The organism is Pseudomonas sp. GOM7 (genome assembly GCF_026723825.1).
Classification (GTDB): Bacteria; Pseudomonadota; Gammaproteobacteria; order Pseudomonadales; family Pseudomonadaceae; genus Aquipseudomonas.
Genome location: NZ_CP113519.1, coordinates 4,594,513 through 4,610,282, shown reverse-complemented (window position 1 = coordinate 4,610,282; position 15,770 = coordinate 4,594,513). Strand labels below are relative to the sequence as shown.

The window sequence follows — 15,770 nt, the reverse complement described above, 5'->3', positions numbered from 1 at the left end:
TCAGAAACCGCTTTCGCGCACACCGAGCGCTGCGATTCGCCGCCAGGCCGCGCCCAGCAGGGACTGGCGCTCACCCTCGAGCAGCACCACGCCACGTAACGGATGATCGGGGTGGATGTCGTCTTCGAGCAGCATCAGGCGTACCCCGTATTGTGCCTGCACGGGCTCGGCGCGATGTTGCGCGTCGCGACGCACGGCAATGGGACCGCCATGATCGGAGCTGAGCGCCTCCAGCTCCAGGTAGGCGGCAGCGGTGGGGTTCACTTCGTCCAGGCGCACTGGCATGGCCGGGCGTGCTGGGTCATCGGCAATGAAGCGCCCGCTGCTGCCGGCCTCGACCCGCCAGAGATTCTCCTCGGCCAGGTAGCCGCGCAGGCGCAGCCCAGGCTCGACGATGCGCGCCAACGGCTCGGCAGGATGCAGCCAGCGATCCACACTCAGGTCACGTTGCAGATCACGCACCACGCCAGCCTGCGGCGCGCGTAGCTGCAGGCGCTCACGTTGCGCGGCGAGGCCACGGTACTCGGCCACGGCCTCGGCCAGGCGCTGTTCGAGGACGCCAGCGTCTGCCGCCGTTTCGCTGCGCGCCGACAGACGGCGCAGTTGTAATTGCAGAATATCGATCTCGCGGCGAACGATGGCTTGTCGCGAGTCCAGATCCGGCGAGTCCAGCTCCAGCAGCAGATCCCCAGCGGCCACAGGTTGCCCGTCCTGTACGTGCACGGCCTTCAGGCGCGCGGCCAGCGGAGCGTGCAGGGCATGGGTGCGGGAGGCTTCGAGCAGGGCTGGTATCTCCACCGAACTGCGCCAGGGCACGACCAGCACCAGCAGCACCGCGCCCAGACCCAGGCCGGTGAGCAATGCCTTGCGCGGATTGGCCTGTTCGCGGCGTTGCCACCACTCGCCCAGTTCGCGCCAGATCGGCAAACCGATGAACCAGAGCAGTTCCACCAGCATCAGGAAGATGCCCAGTACCTTGAAGAACAGGTGGTAGACCGCCAGGGCAATGCCGAGGAACAGGATCGCACGCCAGATCCACGAGCCATAGCCCCAGATCAGCAGGCGCTTGCGCATGGCCGGCGACCAGGGCTCGGGGGCCGGCTCGCCATAACCGAATAGCGCCTCGCGCAGGCGCCAGCGGCACAGGGCGAAGGCGCGTTGCTGCAGGTTGTCCACGCCCCACAGGTCGCTGATCAGAAAGTAACCATCGAAGCGCATGAAGGGGTTGAGGTTGATCACCAGAGTGGTGATCCAGGTGGCACTGGCCAGCATGAAGGCCGCGGTGCGCGCCGGGCCGTCCGGCAGCAGCGACCAGGCCAGCAGCGCCAGCACCGCCAGCGACAGCTCGGCGAGCACGCCGCCGGCGCCGATCAGCAATCGCGAGCGGCGGTCACGCACGCGCCAGGCGTCGCTGACATCGGTGTAGAACATCGGCAGCAGCACCATGAACGCCAGGCCCATGCTCTGCACCCGGCAGCCGGCGCGCTTGGCCATGAAGGCATGGCCGAATTCGTGACAGAGCTTGGCGAAGGTCAGCGCCACGCCAAAGGCCAGGGCGCCGCCCAGGCTGAACAGATGGGGGAAGGTGGTGAGAAAACGCTGCCAGTCGCGAATCACCAGGAACAGGCCGAGTAAGAAGACCAGCGGCAGGCCCCAGCGCAGCAGCCAGGGGCCGTGACGCTCGAGCACCGGCCAGGCGCGATTGAGAAAGGGATCCGGGCGCCACAGCGGGATGCGAAAGAACAGGTACTGATGCAGTACCCGTTTCCATGGGCTCTGGCGCTGGGCGGCGGCTTTCATGGCGTAGCTGGCGCGCTGCTTGTCATCCTGGGCGGCGATCAGGTCATGCTGGCTGAGAAAGCTCAGCATTTCTTCCAGCTCGGCTTGGCCCAGGGGCAGGCCGGGCTCGCCGTTGGCCGCTGCCAGCACGCGCTGCGGCTCGCCCAGCGTCCAGTGGCGCAGCAGGCGCACGGCCGCGGCGCCAAGCTTGAAGTAGCGGCCGCGCAGGGGATCGGCCAGCGTCCATTGTGGCGCGCCATCGAGGCCGGGGGCGGCCGGTGATAGCTGCAGGTCAGGCCGCAGCGCGGGCAGCATCACAGGCCCAGGCTCTGCCGCAGCGCGGCCAAAGGCCGGCGCAGCAGGTAGTAGGCCAGCGGCGCGCGGTCGCCGAACAGCTTGGCGGTGCCGCGCAAGCCGATACGCGGCGGCGCTTCGACGAAGGCGGCGTCGAGGCGATAGGCCAGTTGTCCGGCGGCGGTGCTTTGCGCCTCGTAGGCGGCGCGCTCCAGCCGAGCCGCATGACGATGCAGAGGATCGCTGTCGAGAAACAGCGCCACCTCGGCGCCGGGCTGCAGGGCGATGGCGTCACCCACTGGCAGCTCGATGCGCAGTTCGGCCTGGTTCGGATCGGCAATCTGCATCAGTCGCTCGCCGGTCTGCACAGGTTTGCCGGTGAGGCGCTCGGCATCGGCGAACACCGCGATCCCCGCGCGCTCGGCGCGTACCTCGCTGCGCGCCAGCAACTGCTGGGCATAGTCGCGCTCGGCGCGCTTCTGCTCGACGCGCGCGGCGAGAAGATCCAGGCGGGCACTGGATTCGGCATCGGCGAAGGCGCGTTGGCTGTTGGCCTTGAGTTCCGCCTCGGCCACGCCCAGGGTGCGTTCGGCAACATCGGCCTGGGCCTTGAGGCTGGTGGCATCGAAACGCACCAGTACGTCTCCGGCGGCCACCTGCTGGTTGGGTTTGACCAGGAACTCGGCGATCACCCCATCCAGTGGGGCTGCCACCACACGCCCCCCTAGGGGCACCACTTCGGCAGGGGCCAGTACCGACTGGCGTACCGGGATCAGCAGCAGCAAGCAGAGCGCGGCCGCCATGGCCAGCAGCTTTCTGCGTGGCCAACGCAGGCGCCAGGGTTGGTGTGGTTGCAGGGCCAGCCAGGCATGGGCGTAGCTGCCGGCCAACTGCGTCAGCAAGGATTGCTCGGCGTCGTTGAAGGGTTGCTCGCGGGCCAGCCACAGGCCGCCGAAGGTTTCGCCGCTGCGGTTCTTCAACGGCAGCCAGTAGGCGTGTGGGGTGGACAGTTCGTTCATGTCCAGGCGAGTCTGCTCGTCCATCTGCGCCGGGTCGACATTATGGCCCTCGTCCAGGCGCTCTTGGTCGCGCAGGGCCGAGGTGGCGCGTTCGACGAACGCGACGAAAGGGGAGTGCGCTTCCACCACACTGATGCCGGTCAGCGCCTGTACCTTGCCAGCGATCAGCAGGGCGGCATGACGGAAACCGAACAGCGCCTGGCCGTCATTGACCATGGCGAAGGCCAGTTGCTCGGTATTGGCAGCCTTGCGTGCCTGCTGCTCGAGCCCGAGAAACAGGGCGAAGATGCGCTCCGCCGTGGCCGGCAGTGGCGCGTTCATGGTGACTCCTGGAACTGCGCAGTGCCGCTCATGCCGGCCAGCAGGCCCTTGGCATCCTCGGGCAGGCTACCGATCAGCAGCAGGGTCTGGCTGCCCTCGTCGATGCGTGCGCCCAGGCGTTTGATCCTGGCCTGCAGTGGCTTGCCGGTCTCGTCGGGAATGAACTCGAAGGCCTGCCCCGGTTGCAGGCGGCTGAGCCAACTGGAGGGCACCAGCAGGTAGATTTCCAGCGTGGTGTTATCCACCACTTCCAGCAGCGGCGCGCCACTGGCGACACTTTCGTGGGGTTGCGCACGGCGCTGTACCACGTTGCCGGCGAAGGGCGCGGTGACGCTGCAGCGCCTGACCTGCACCTGGTACACCTGGGTCTCGGCCTGGGCCTGGGCCTGGCGGGCTTCGGCCAGCGCCACCTCGAAGCGGCCGACCGAGTTGAGGGCGGCCAGTTGCTTCTTGTGGTTCAGCTCTTCACGGGTGGCGCGCGCGGCGGCCTGCGCAGCGTTGAGCTGGGCCTGGTAGGCGCTGCAGTCGAAACGGGCGAGCAGATCACCCTTGGCGAAGCTCTGGCCATCGCTGTAGGGCATCTCGACGATGCGCCCGGCCAGTTCGCTGCTGATCACCGCCTGATTGCGCGCACGCAGTACCCCGCGCACCTGGCGTTCGCCACTGCTGGCGGTGGTTTGATCGAGGGGGGCGAGCAACGGGTCTTCTGCCCAGAGCGAGGGGCTCAGGACGAGCGTCAGGATAGCGAGGGGCAACCAGCGGACAGAGCGGAGGGGCATGACACACATCCTTGATGAGATGTGTGCAGTCTAAGGCAGGCTGCGGCTATGGCAAATCCAATGCGATGTTCGTTATTGGTGCGTCAACGCGGCTCTGGTGCGCACCTGGCTCCTTGCTGGTGCGTTGAGGTTATGATTGCGCCTGATTGAGTCGTGCCCCGCGCTCTGGCATAAGTCTTGCGCTGCACGGAGCATCGTCCAGGCTAGCAGGAGGCCGCCGTGTCGATTCATGTCGCGCTGCACCATGTTACCCACTACCGCTACGACCGCGCGGTCAACCTTGGCCCACAGGTAGTGCGCCTGCGCCCGGCACCGCACAGCCGCACACGTATCCTCTCCTACGCACTGAAGGTCGAACCGGGTCAGCACTTCGTCAACTGGCAGCAGGATCCGCAGGGCAACTACCTGGCGCGTCTGGTCTTTCCGGAAAAGACCCGCGAGTTCAAGGTCGAGGTGGATCTGGTCGCCGAGATGGCGGTGTTCAACCCCTTCGACTTCTTCCTCGAGCCCTACGCCGAGCGCATTCCCTTCGCCTACACCGAAGGCGAGCAGCGTGAGCTGGCGCCCTACCTGGTCAAGCTGCCGGCGACGCCATTGTTCGCCAAGTACCTGGCCGGCATTTCCCGTGAGCCGAAGCCCAGCGTCGATTTTCTTGTCGAGCTGAACCAGCGTCTGTCCAGCGACATCCGCTACCTGATCCGCATGGAGCCGGGCGTGCAGACGCCCGAGCAGTCGCTGGAGCTGGCTTCCGGCTCGTGCCGCGACTCGGCCTGGCTGCTGGTGCAGTTGCTGCGTCACCTGGGCCTGGCCGCGCGTTTCGTTTCCGGCTACCTGATCCAGCTCACCGCCGACGTCAAAGCCCTCGACGGGCCCAGCGGCACCGACAAGGACTTCACCGATCTGCACGCCTGGTGCGAGGTGTACCTGCCCGGCGCCGGCTGGATCGGCCTCGATCCTACCAGCGGCTTGTTTGCCGGTGAGGGCCATATCCCCCTGGCCTGCAGCCCGGAGCCGTCCTCGGCGGCGCCGATCACCGGCGGCCTGGACGAATGCGAGGTGGAATTCGAGCACCTGATGAGCGTCGAGCGTGTGTGGGAGGCGCCGCGCGTCACCAAACCTTACAGCGAGGCGCAGTGGCAGGCGATCCTGGCCCTGGGACGGCAGATCGACGATGACCTGAGCAAGCATGACGTGCGCCTGACCATGGGCGGCGAACCGACCTTCGTCGCCCTCGACTATCCCGATGACGACGAGTGGAACACCGCCGCGCTGGGGCCGAACAAGCGGCACCTGGCCGCCGACCTGTTCCATCGCCTGCGTGAGCATTACGCGCCGCATGCGCTGGTGCATTTCGGCCAGGGCAAGTGGTACCCGGGTGAGCAGTTGCCGCGCTGGTCACTGAACTGCTTCTGGCGTCGCGATGGCGAACCGCTGTGGCACGACCCCAGGCTGCTGGCCGACGAGAAGCGCGGTTACGGCGCCACCGCCGAAACCGCCGCGCGCTTTCTCGCCAGCCTGGCCGCACGGTTGGGAGTGGATGGCGACAACGTCTTCCCGGCTTATGAGGACTGGTTCTACTACCTGTGGCGTGAGCGCAAATTGCCGGACAACGTCACCCCGGACGACCCGCGCCTGAGCGACCCGCTGGAGCGCGAGCGCCTGCGCAAGGTGTTCGATCAGGGCCTCGACGCCGTGGTTGGCCACGTGCTGCCGCTGGCGCGCCAGGTGGTGGGCGAGGGCTGGCAGAGCGGGCGCTGGTTCCTGCGTGACGAACACTGTCGCCTGCTGCCGGGCGATTCGCCGTTGGGCTACCGCCTGCCGCTGGATTCGCTGCCCTGGGTCAGCCAGACCGACTACCCCTATATCAATCCGCTCGACCCCAGCCAGGCGCTGCCACCGCTGCCCAGCCCGGCGCAGATCCAGCGCCAGGTGCGTGGGGTCTGGCGTGGCGCCAACGCCAACGTGCAGAGTACACGCCCTGCCAGCGGGCAGTCTGCAGCGGGCATCGTGCGTACCGCGCTGTGCGCCGAGCCGCGCGAGGGCCGTCTGTATCTGTTCATGCCGCCGCTGAGCCATCTCGAAGACTATCTGGAGCTGGTCGCGGCCATTGAGACGGTGGCTGCCGAGCTGAACTGCCCGGTGCTGCTGGAAGGCTACGAGCCACCGCTGGATCCGCGCCTGCTGCACTTTCGCGTTACTCCCGACCCCGGCGTGATCGAGGTGAACATCCATCCGGCTGCAAACTGGGACGAACTGGTGGAGCGCTGCGAATTCCTCTACGAGGCCGCGCGCCAATCACGCCTGTCCAGCGAGAAGTTCATGATCGACGGACGCCATACCGGCACCGGCGGTGGCAACCACTTCGTCCTCGGTGGCGCGACGCCCAGCGACTCACCCTTCCTGCGTCGCCCCGACCTGTTGCGCAGCCTGATCAGCTACTGGCACAACCATCCGTCGCTGTCCTACCTGTTCAGCGGCCTGTTTATCGGCCCGACATCGCAGGCGCCGCGTGTGGATGAAGCGCGCAACGATGCCTTGTACGAACTGGAAATCGCCTTCGCGCAGATGCCCGAGCCGGGTCGCGATTGCCCGCCCTGGCTGGTCGACCGCTTGCTGCGTAACCTGCTGGTGGACGTCACCGGCAACACTCACCGCGCCGAGTTCTGCATCGACAAGCTGTACTCGCCGGATTCGGCCACTGGTCGCCTCGGCTTGCTGGAACTGCGTGCCTTCGAGATGCCGCCGCATGCGCAGATGAGCCTGGCTCAGCAACTGCTGCTACGTGCACTGATCGCGCGTTTCTGGCAGGAGCCCTACCGCCCGGCCAAGCTGGTGCGCTGGGGCACCGAACTGCACGACCGCTTCCTGCTGCCGCATTTCGTCGAGCAGGATTTCGCCGACGTGCTGCAGGAGCTGGGCAGTTTCGGCTATCGCCTGCGTAGCGAGTGGTTCGCGCCGCACCTGGAGTTCCGTTTCCCCAAGGCTGGCGATTTCGCCGTCAAGGGTATCGACCTGGAGCTGCGCCAGGCGCTGGAGCCCTGGCATGTGCTGGGCGAGGAGGGGGCCGTCGGCGGCACGGTGCGCTACGTCGACTCGTCACTGGAACGCATGCAGGTGAAGGTGGGCGGCATGGCGCCGGATCGCTACGTGCTCACCTGCAACGGCGTGCCGGTGCCACTGCGGCCCACCGGCAAGGTCGGCGAGTTCGTCGGTGGCGTGCGCTTCCGCGCCTGGCAACCGGCCAGTTGCCTGCAGCCGACCATCGGCGTGCATGCGCCGCTGGTGTTCGATCTGGTCGACACCTGGATGCAGCGCTCGTTGGGCGGTTGCCAGTACCATGTGGCGCATCCCGGCGGGCGCAACTACGACAGCCTGCCGGTCAACGCCTACGAGGCCGAGAGCCGGCGCCTGGCGCGCTTCTTCCGCCTGGGCCACAGCCCGGGCAAGCGCCCGGCCCTGCAGCCGATAGACAATAATGAGTTGCCGATGACCCTGGATTTGCGGCGCGTCTGACCACATGTTGCGCACATGAATGTCGGTTGCCGCGATCAGTTCCCTCGCCTCTCTGGGGAAAGGGCTAGGGAGAGGGGAGCGTCAAGCCGTACCGCCTTGCCACTGCCGAGCCTGCCATGCACGACCTGCTAGCCGATTACCCGCCTACTGCCGGGGCCTACCACGAACTGCTCGACGGCAAGGGCAACGTGCGCCCGCACTGGCGGCGCTTCTACGAACAGCTAGCGCGCAGCCGCCCGGAGCAGTTGGCCCAGCGTGAAGCCATGCTGACGCGGCAGATTCAGGAGAACGGCGTCACCTACAACGTCTATGCCGACCCCGAGGGGGCCGACCGACCCTGGGAACTCGACCTGCTGCCCAACCTGATCCCGCTCGACGAGTGGCAACAGATCGCCGCCGGCGTGGCGCAGCGCGCGACCCTGCTCAACCGCGTGCTGGCCGATCTCTATGGCCCGCAGAAGCTGATTGCCGAAGGACTGCTGCCCACCGAACTGGTGTTCGGCCACAACAACTTCCTCTGGCCCTGTCAGGGCATGCAGGCTCCGGGCGGCACCTGGCTGCACCTGTACGCGGTGGATCTGGCCCGCGCACCGGACGGCCGCTGGTGGGTCACCGCCGACCGCACGCAGGCGCCGTCCGGCGCCGGTTATGCGCTGGAGAACCGGCAGATCGTCTCGCGCGCCTTCCCCGAGCTGTACCGCGACCTGCGTGTGCAGCACCTGGGCAACTTCTTCCGCACCCTGCAGGACACCCTGGCGCGCCAGGCGCCGAGCGGTGGCGAGACGCCGCTGGTGGTGCTGCTCACGCCGGGGCGTTTCAACGAAAGCTATTTCGAGCACCTGTACCTGGCGCGTCAGCTCGGTTACCCGCTGGTGGAAGGCAGCGACCTGACCGTGCGCGACGCCACCCTCTACCTCAAGACCCTGGCCGGCCTGCGCCGCGTGCATGCGGTGCTGCGCCGTCTCGACGACGACTATTGCGACCCGCTGGAGCTGCGCACCGACTCCGCCCTCGGCGTACCCGGCCTGCTCGAAGCGGTGCGCCGTGGCCGCGTGCTGGTGGCCAACGCCCTGGGCAGCGGCGTGCTCGAGTCGCCCGGCCTGCCCGGCTTCCTGCCGGCGATCAGCGAACACCTGCTGGGCGAGGAACTGCTGCTGCCGTCCATCGCCAGTTGGTGGTGCGGTGAGCCGCCGGTACTGGAAGAGGCGCTGGAAAAACTCGACCAGTTACTGGTGCGCCCGGCCTTCCCCTCGCAGAGCTTCACCCCGGTATTCGGTCGCGACCTGGACGAAGCGCAGCGGGCCAAGCTGGCCGCACGCCTCAGGCAGCGCCCCTACGCCTATGTGGCGCAGGCGCGGGCCAAGCTGTCGCAGGCGCCGGTGTGGGATGGCAGCGGCCTGCAGCCGCGCGCCATTGGCATGCGCGTGTTCGCTGTGGCCAGCAGCGAGGGCTACCGGGTGATGGTCGGTGGCCTGACCCGCGTGGCGGGCGAAGCCGATGCCGAAGTGGTGTCGATGCAGCGTGGCGGGGCGAGCAAGGACACCTGGGTGCTCGGCACCCGCAACAGTAGCGGCGAGCCCTGGCACACTCCGCGCACCCTGGGCAGCGCCGACCTGGTACGCAGCGACCCCTTCCTGCCGTCACGGGTGGTGGAAAACCTGTTCTGGTTCGGCCGTTACGCCGAGCGTTGCGAAGACAGCGCGCGCCTGCTGCGCATCATGCTGGCGCGCTATGTCGATGACGACGACGACCCGCAGGCACTGCAGAGCGCCCTGGCCCTGGCGCAGAGCCTGGGGCTGCTGGCCGATCCGGATGAAGGTGAACTGGAGGCACGCCTGCTGCAAGCCTTGCTCGGCAGCGACTGGCCAGCCAGCCTGCGCGCCAACCTGCAACGCCTGCAGTGGGCCGCCGGCAGCGTGCGCGGCAAGCTGTCCCAGGCCAACTGGCAGGCATTGGTGGAGCTGCAGCGCGAGGCGCAACTGCTCGAGGGGCAGCCGGCCGACTTTGGTGAACTGCTGGACTTTCTCAACCGCATGCTGATGTCGCTGGCGGCGCTGTCGGGGTTCGCCCTGGACGACATGACCCGCGACGATGGTTGGCGCTTCCTCATGCTCGGGCGTTACGTCGAGCGCCTGCAGTTTCTCTGCGACAGCTTCGCCGGCTTCCTGCGCAGCAGTTCGGCCACCGACCAGTCGGCGCTGGAGTGGCTGCTGGAGCTGGGTAACAGCAGCATCACCTACCGCACCCGCTACCTGGCCTCGGCACAACTGATTCCGGTGCTCGATCTGCTGTTGCTGGACGATCAGAACCCGCATGCCGTGATGTTCCAGCTACGCACCTTGTTGCGCTCCCTGCAGGGGATCAACGAGCGTTTCGAGCTGCCGGTCGAACGCTACCTGGTCTATCTCGAACAGCAGCTCGCCGCCTTCAACCTGAACAGCCTGGAGAGCCCGTTGTTCGGCCCGGGCAGCACCCGTGCCGTGCTCGAAGGCCTCGCCGACCTGCTGGGCGCCATCAGTGAGGCTGCCGGTACGGCCTCCGATCACCTGGGGTTGCGTTTCTTCGCCCACGTCGATGTCAGCCAGCGGACGCAATCCTCATGAGCAGCGCCTCGTATCAGATCCTTCACGACACCCATTACCGTTATTCGGCGCCGGTTTCCCTGGCCCAGCAACTGGCCCACCTGTGGCCGCGCGAATGTCCCTGGCAGCGTTGCCATGAACGGGAGCTGCGCATCGACCCGCAGCCCTGCCAGCGCCGTGATGGCCTGGACGTGTTCGGCAATCCGCTGACGCGCCTGGTGTTCGAGCGCCCGCACGAGGCGCTCAGCGTCAGTGCGCGGCTGCGGGTCGAGGTGCTGGCGCGCCCGCCGCTGGAGCTGGAGGACTCGCCCGCCTGGGAGGCGGCCTGTGCCGCACTCAGCTACGCGGGCCAGCCCATGGAGGCGGCGCTGCTGGAGGCGGCGCGTTATCGCTTCGAGTCGCCCTACGTGCGCCTCAAGCAGGTGTTCGCCGACTATGGCGACGATTGCTTCACGCCGGGGCGACCGCTGCTGGAGGCGGGCCAGGCGCTGATGCAGAAGATCTTCGACGAATTCAGCTTCGACGCCGGTGCCACCCAGGTGGCGACGCCCCTGCTGCAGGTGCTGGAGGAAAAGCGCGGGGTCTGCCAGGACTTCGCCCACCTGATGCTTGCCTGCCTGCGCTCGCGCGGCCTGGCGGCGCGTTACGTCAGCGGCTACCTGCTGACCCAGCCGCCTCCCGGTCAGCCACGGCTGATCGGTGCCGATGCCTCGCATGCCTGGGTGTCGCTGTATTGTCCGCGTCAGGGGTGGGTGGATTTCGATCCGACCAACAACGTGCGTCCGGCGCTGGAACACATCACCCTGGCCTGGGGCCGGGATTTCGCTGATGTATCGCCGCTGCGCGGAGTGATCCTGGGAGGTGGCAGCCACGACCCGGAAGTGCAGGTCACGGTATTGCCGCTTGGGTAGGCGGGATCAAGGGCCTCGCTCGAGGCCCTTGCCGGGGGGCTCAGTCGACCAGCTTCACGCTGCCTTTCATCAGTGAGTAGTGGCCAGGGAAGGAGCAGAAGAAGCTGTAGTCTTCGCCGGCTGCCAGTTTGCTCACGTCGAAGGTCACCGAGGTGCTTTCGCCACCGCCGATCAGGTCGGTATGGGCGATCACGCGCCCGTCGCCGGCCTTGATGTAGTTGGCGGCAGGGCCGGCACCGATACCGTCGCTGGCGATGCCGGGCATGTCGGCGGTCTTGCTCAGTACCCAGTTGTGCCCCATGGCCGTCTTGGGCAGGGAGCCTACGTGCTTGAGATTGACGGTAAAGGTCTTGCAGCTCTTGCTGATGGAGATGGCTTGGGTGTTGTAAGTCATCTGGTCGGTGGATTCGACATCCACCGCGCATTCGGCAGCGAGAAGCGGAGTGCTGGCCAGGCCTAGCACAGCCAGCAGAGCAAATTTACGCAACATCTTTGAAGCCTCCAGATTCTGAGTTTCCGGTCAGGTCTGGACAGGTTCGCACAGCTCGATACCTTCGAGGATGCGACCGAACGCCACGTCTGGTTATCCCGAAAATCTGTGGATAACTCTGTCGATAAGCTCTGGGAGGCTCTTCCAGAGCGCTATCTCTTGGGCTTTTTGGGCGCTTGGTCAGGTTTTGCCCAGGGCTCCTGTGCCGAGTGAAAAGTCCTTTGTAATGAATCGATTGGCCGGCCATGAAGGGGCTGAGTGGCGTGCGGCCGTGCTGCTGTGGCTTATCCCCGAAACCTGTGAGGCAAGCTGTGGATAAGCCTGGGGAAAGTGCGTGCCGGCCGCGCCTGGCAGAGGGCGCGACCGGTTGCTCGAAAAATGTTCGCCTCAGTTGGTCTGGGAAGGGCGCAGCCTTTGCCATAGGCGCGTGGCAAGGCTGACCAGTGGCACGCTGAGCAGACCCACGACTATGCCCAGCAGGGCATTGAGCAGGGCGGGTACCGCCAGCGAAAGCAGGTGCCCGGCATCCTCGGCGACCCACTCGGCTGCAAGGTGCACGGCGCTGTCCACGGCCGGCAGGCCATGGCTGAGAATGCCACCACCGACCAGAAACATTGCCGCCGTGCCGACCACCGAGAGCGTCTTCATCAGCCAGGGCGCGAATGCCAGAATGCCGCGCCCACAGGCCTGAGCGAAGGCACTGCCGCGCTGGCTGAGGTAGAGCCCGGCGTCGTCCAGCTTGACGATGCCGGCCACCAGTCCATAAACGCCAAGGGTCATGACCAGGGCGATGCCGCTGAGTACCAGCACCTGATTGAGAAAGCTGGCGGTGGCGACGGTGCCCAGGGTGATGGTGATGATCTCCGCCGAGAGAATGAAATCGGTGCGCACCGCACCACGGATCTTGTCGCGCTCGAAGGCCACCAGATCCACTTCGGGGTTGGCCAGGGCTTGCCTGTGCGCCTGTTTCTCCTCATCAGCGTCGTGACGATGCAGCAGCTTGTGCAGGAGTTTCTCGGCGCCTTCGTAGCAGAGGAACAGGCCGCCGAGCATCAACAGTGGCACCACCAGCCAAGGGGCGATGGCGCTGATCAGCAGCGCTGCCGGCACCAGGATCGCCTTGTTGATCAGCGAACCCTTGGCCACCGCCCAGACCACCGGCAGTTCACGGTCGGCACGCACGCCTGTGACCTGCTGGGCATTGAGCGCCAGGTCATCACCGAGCACGCCAGCGGTCTTGCGCGCGGCGATCTTGGTCATGGTGGCGACATCGTCGAGTACCGTGCTGATGTCGTCGATCAGGGCGAGCAGGCTGCTTCCGGCCATTGTCGGGCTTCCGTGTTGAAGAAAGAGGCAGAGCCTAGCATCCTCGGCCACGGCAGTACCGCGCCGTGCGTCGAAAGCCGGCATTGGTTCACGTGCTGGGTTCAGGCCGGCGTTCTGTCCACCCACTTGGGTGCCACGGTCGGCTGCCAGGCCGCTAGGGCGTCGATCAGGCTGTGTGGCGAGTCGGCTATTTGCAGCATCTCGCGGTGCTGCGGACGGACGAAGCGCTCGGCTACCAGATGGTCGAGGAAGTCGCCGAGCTTGGCGTAGAAGCCATTCACTTCCAGCAGGCCGAGCGGTTTGGCGTGATAGCCGAGCTGGCCCCAGGTCCACACCTCGAACAGCTCTTCCAGGGTGCCGAGGCCGCCGGGCAGGGCGATGAAGGCGTCGGCCAGTTCTGCCATGCGCGCCTTGCGTGCGTGCATGCCATCGACCACTTCCAGGTGGGTCAGGCCGCGATGACCGATCTCGGCGCGCTCCAGGCTTTGCGGAATGATGCCGATGACTTCGCCGCCGGCATTCAGCGCCGCATCGGCCACCACTCCCATCAGGCCGACCGCACCACCGCCATAGATCAGGCGCAGGCCGCGCTCGGCCAGGTGCTGGCCGAGCGCTTCGGCGGCCTCGCGATAAACCGGGCTGGCACCAGGGCTGGCGCCACAGAAAACACAGATGCTGCGCAGGGACATGCCGCGACTCCTCGACGGAAAAGCGCCAAGGTTAGCGAGTCGCCGCGTTGTCACCAAGGGTCAATGACGGGTATCGATGCCACAGGCGGCGCAGGCGTAGCTGGCGAGCAATTGGCGTAGATCGTCGAGGGACATGGCAAGGCTTCCTTATCTGGCGGTGATCAGAAGGCTAGCCGGGATGCCGTCGGGCTGCCCTTAGATTGTTTCGATCAGGGTCATAGGGGCATCCAGAAAATTGGCTTCTTCTAGGGGCGGGGAGGTCAGTTTTGATACCCACCCTGCTGCGCCGGGGCATTTCGGAGTATGCCCGGCGTGTTCTGGTCGCTATGAAGTTGCGCTGTGGCCGTCGGATTAAACCAATAGTTTCATTCGCGTACTCGCGTAGCAGTACGCCGTTGGTGGGAGTATTGAGCGTGAGCCGTGGTGCCGAACTCGGGATGGCCCGGCGGACTGTTCGCTGGCGCTACGAGCGGTCGGCGCCCCGATCCGCCCTACGGCTGCCAAGCAGCAGCGTAGGAGCGGGCGGCGACCCGTTCGCGTAGGGCGTCCCGGGACGCCGGCCGCTCGGAAGCAGTACGCCGTTGGGGCAGGGGGGTACCTAGGGTTCAGGCGCGTGCAGAGCCCGCCCAGGAGGGCGAACGGAATCGTCGTGGAAGAGGTTGAGCGGCATGGATGCCGCGAAAGCCGCGATGGGCCATGGATGGCCCACCGCGGCGGGCCTCTGGAACGGCGATGGAGTGAGCGAACCCTGGCGCAGCCAGGGCCGGATGATCGGGCGGAGGGTTTTGGTTACTTTTGCCCGTCAAAAGTGACTCGCCCGAGAGGGCGAAACAAAAAACATCAACAAAAACGCGGCAATCCGGAACAGACTCCCGGACAGCCAGCAAACCAACACACAAACTTGCCAGCCCGGTGACACACCAAGCATTCCCCCCTTCAAATCCGAATAACCAAAAGTTTTCCCCGGTAGCTGTGGGCAATCTTGTGGATAAGCTGGTGGTTCCTTCATGAATGGCCGAAATCCTGCCGCTTGGCAAAGGCTGAGCAATCTTTGATCAGGGCATAAAATCCTTTGTTCACAAGGGCTTGACATTTGATTCGGCGATTGCCGCCAGTTTGTCGAGTTTTCCCCGGAAGCTGTGGGTCGTCTTGTGGATAAGCTCTGCAAGGCAGCCGCTAGGCCAGATTATATGCGGGCTCGAAGCTGTTGATGGATTTATGAGCAGGTGGGCAGGAGCGTGCTTGAGACAGGCGGGAGGGCGTTTCCATGGTGCATTGGGACAAGCGCCGCGCAGGTTATCCTCAGATTCTGTGCATGCCTCTGTGAGCTTTATGGGGATAACCTGGCTCGGGCAAGAGGATATGGGGGTATCCCGAGCTGGCGAACATTCGTGCAGCCAGCTCAGGCGAAGTTCGTCCGCCTCGGGGCAGAGGCGGACGGCAGGGACTCAACTGGCCAGCAACCAGACGCCGGTCAGTGCCGAGGCGGCGCCGGCGATGCGCACCAGCGGTGCAGCGGCCTGGGGCAGGAAGCGCACCAGGGCATAGCCGAAGGCGTGCAGGGCCGCCGTGGCGATGACGAAACCAGCGGCATAGCCCAGCGGGCTGGCCAAGTCCGGTAGTTCCAGGCCATGGGCAACACCGTGGGTGAGAGCGAACAGGGCAGTCAGGGCAATGGACAGGACCATCGGCAGGCGCGCGGCTACCGCCACCAGCAGACCGAAGGCCAGCACCGAGCCGGCGATGCCGGTTTCCATCAGCGGAATCTCCACCCCGGAGAAACCCAGCAGGCCGCCGATGAGCATGGTGCCGACGAAGGTCAGCGGCAGTGTCCAGCGTGCTGCGCCGTTTTGCTGTGCGGCCCACAGGCCGACGGCGAGCATCGCCAGCAGGTGATCCAGACCGAATACCGGGTGGGCCAGGCCGGAGAGCAGGCCCGATTCGCCATGGCCGGGGTGGGCGAAGGCCAGCGCTGGGGTGCAGAACAGGGCGATGGCGGAAAGGGTTTTGCGCAGATTCATGGAGGTCTCCTTGACTCAATGGGTAAGGAGAGAGGCGGCCCTCTCT

General features: G+C 66.1%; 10 protein-coding genes. 3 read left to right on the top strand and 7 right to left on the bottom strand.

Annotated features, from left to right (window positions below; all coding sequences use genetic code 11):
* From OU800_RS20460 to OU800_RS20450, 3 genes are read right to left on the bottom strand one after another with little or no spacing between them, the layout of a single operon-like run.
* Complete coding sequence (locus OU800_RS20460) at window positions 1-2,097, bottom strand: HlyD family efflux transporter periplasmic adaptor subunit (protein WP_268179176.1); 2,097 nt, start codon at window positions 2,095-2,097, stop codon at window positions 1-3.
* Window positions 2,094-3,413 (bottom strand): efflux RND transporter periplasmic adaptor subunit, encoded by a 1,320-nt coding sequence (locus tag OU800_RS20455; protein WP_268179175.1) that lies wholly within the window; start codon window positions 3,411-3,413, stop codon window positions 2,094-2,096. Before OU800_RS20455 ends, OU800_RS20460 begins: the two co-directional genes overlap by 4 nt.
* Complete coding sequence (locus OU800_RS20450; protein ID WP_442964716.1) at window positions 3,410-4,192, bottom strand: efflux RND transporter periplasmic adaptor subunit; 783 nt, start codon at window positions 4,190-4,192, stop codon at window positions 3,410-3,412. Before OU800_RS20450 ends, OU800_RS20455 begins: the two co-directional genes overlap by 4 nt.
* A 219-nt stretch (window positions 4,193-4,411) precedes the next feature.
* Between OU800_RS20450 and OU800_RS20445 the strand changes: the two genes are divergently transcribed.
* The 3 genes from OU800_RS20445 to OU800_RS20435 all read left to right on the top strand — a co-directional run bounded on the left by OU800_RS20445 (window position 4,412) and on the right by OU800_RS20435 (window position 11,198).
* Window positions 4,412-7,705, top strand: coding sequence for a transglutaminase family protein (locus tag OU800_RS20445; protein ID WP_268179173.1), 3,294 nt, complete (start codon window positions 4,412-4,414; stop codon window positions 7,703-7,705).
* 116 nt (window positions 7,706-7,821) lie between these two features.
* Window positions 7,822-10,308, top strand: a complete 2,487-nt coding sequence (locus tag OU800_RS20440; RefSeq protein ID WP_268179172.1) for a circularly permuted type 2 ATP-grasp protein — start codon at window positions 7,822-7,824, stop codon at window positions 10,306-10,308.
* Complete coding sequence (locus tag OU800_RS20435; protein WP_268179171.1) at window positions 10,305-11,198, top strand: transglutaminase family protein; 894 nt, start codon at window positions 10,305-10,307, stop codon at window positions 11,196-11,198. Before OU800_RS20440 ends, OU800_RS20435 begins: the two co-directional genes overlap by 4 nt.
* Window positions 11,199-11,238: 40 nt before the next feature.
* On the opposite strand, the gene azu is transcribed toward OU800_RS20435, so the two are convergent.
* The 4 genes from azu to OU800_RS20415 all read right to left on the bottom strand — a co-directional run bounded on the left by azu (window position 11,239) and on the right by OU800_RS20415 (window position 15,724).
* Window positions 11,239-11,688, bottom strand: coding sequence for an azurin (gene azu, locus OU800_RS20430; RefSeq protein WP_268179170.1), 450 nt, complete (start codon window positions 11,686-11,688; stop codon window positions 11,239-11,241).
* Between the two features lie 387 nt (window positions 11,689-12,075).
* Complete coding sequence (locus tag OU800_RS20425) at window positions 12,076-13,014, bottom strand: DUF808 domain-containing protein (protein ID WP_268179169.1); 939 nt, start codon at window positions 13,012-13,014, stop codon at window positions 12,076-12,078.
* Between the two features lie 101 nt (window positions 13,015-13,115).
* Window positions 13,116-13,703 carry a TIGR00730 family Rossman fold protein gene (locus OU800_RS20420; RefSeq protein ID WP_268179168.1) on the bottom strand — a complete coding sequence of 196 codons (588 nt, stop codon included), beginning with the start codon at window positions 13,701-13,703 and terminating at the stop codon, window positions 13,116-13,118.
* Between the two features lie 1,448 nt (window positions 13,704-15,151).
* On the bottom strand, window positions 15,152-15,724 hold the full coding sequence (locus tag OU800_RS20415) for a HupE/UreJ family protein (protein ID WP_268179167.1): 573 nt from the start codon (window positions 15,722-15,724) through the stop codon (window positions 15,152-15,154).
* Window positions 15,725-15,770 lie beyond the last annotated feature (46 nt).

Excerpts from the sequence above, each read along its gene's own strand:
- OU800_RS20455 (WP_268179175.1), bottom strand. The coding sequence starts at position 3,413 with ATGAACGCGCCACTGCCGGCCACGGCGGAGCGCATCTTCGCCCTGTTT.
- OU800_RS20450 (WP_442964716.1), bottom strand. The coding sequence starts at position 4,192 with ATGCCCCTCCGCTCTGTCCGCTGGTTGCCCCTCGCTATCCTGACGCTC.
- OU800_RS20440 (WP_268179172.1), top strand. The coding sequence starts at position 7,822 with ATGCACGACCTGCTAGCCGATTACCCGCCTACTGCCGGGGCCTACCAC.
- OU800_RS20435 (WP_268179171.1), top strand. The coding sequence starts at position 10,305 with ATGAGCAGCGCCTCGTATCAGATCCTTCACGACACCCATTACCGTTAT.
- azu (WP_268179170.1), bottom strand. The coding sequence starts at position 11,688 with ATGTTGCGTAAATTTGCTCTGCTGGCTGTGCTAGGCCTGGCCAGCACT.
- OU800_RS20425 (WP_268179169.1), bottom strand. The coding sequence starts at position 13,014 with ATGGCCGGAAGCAGCCTGCTCGCCCTGATCGACGACATCAGCACGGTA.
- OU800_RS20420 (WP_268179168.1), bottom strand. The coding sequence starts at position 13,703 with ATGTCCCTGCGCAGCATCTGTGTTTTCTGTGGCGCCAGCCCTGGTGCC.
- OU800_RS20415 (WP_268179167.1), bottom strand. The coding sequence starts at position 15,724 with ATGAATCTGCGCAAAACCCTTTCCGCCATCGCCCTGTTCTGCACCCCA.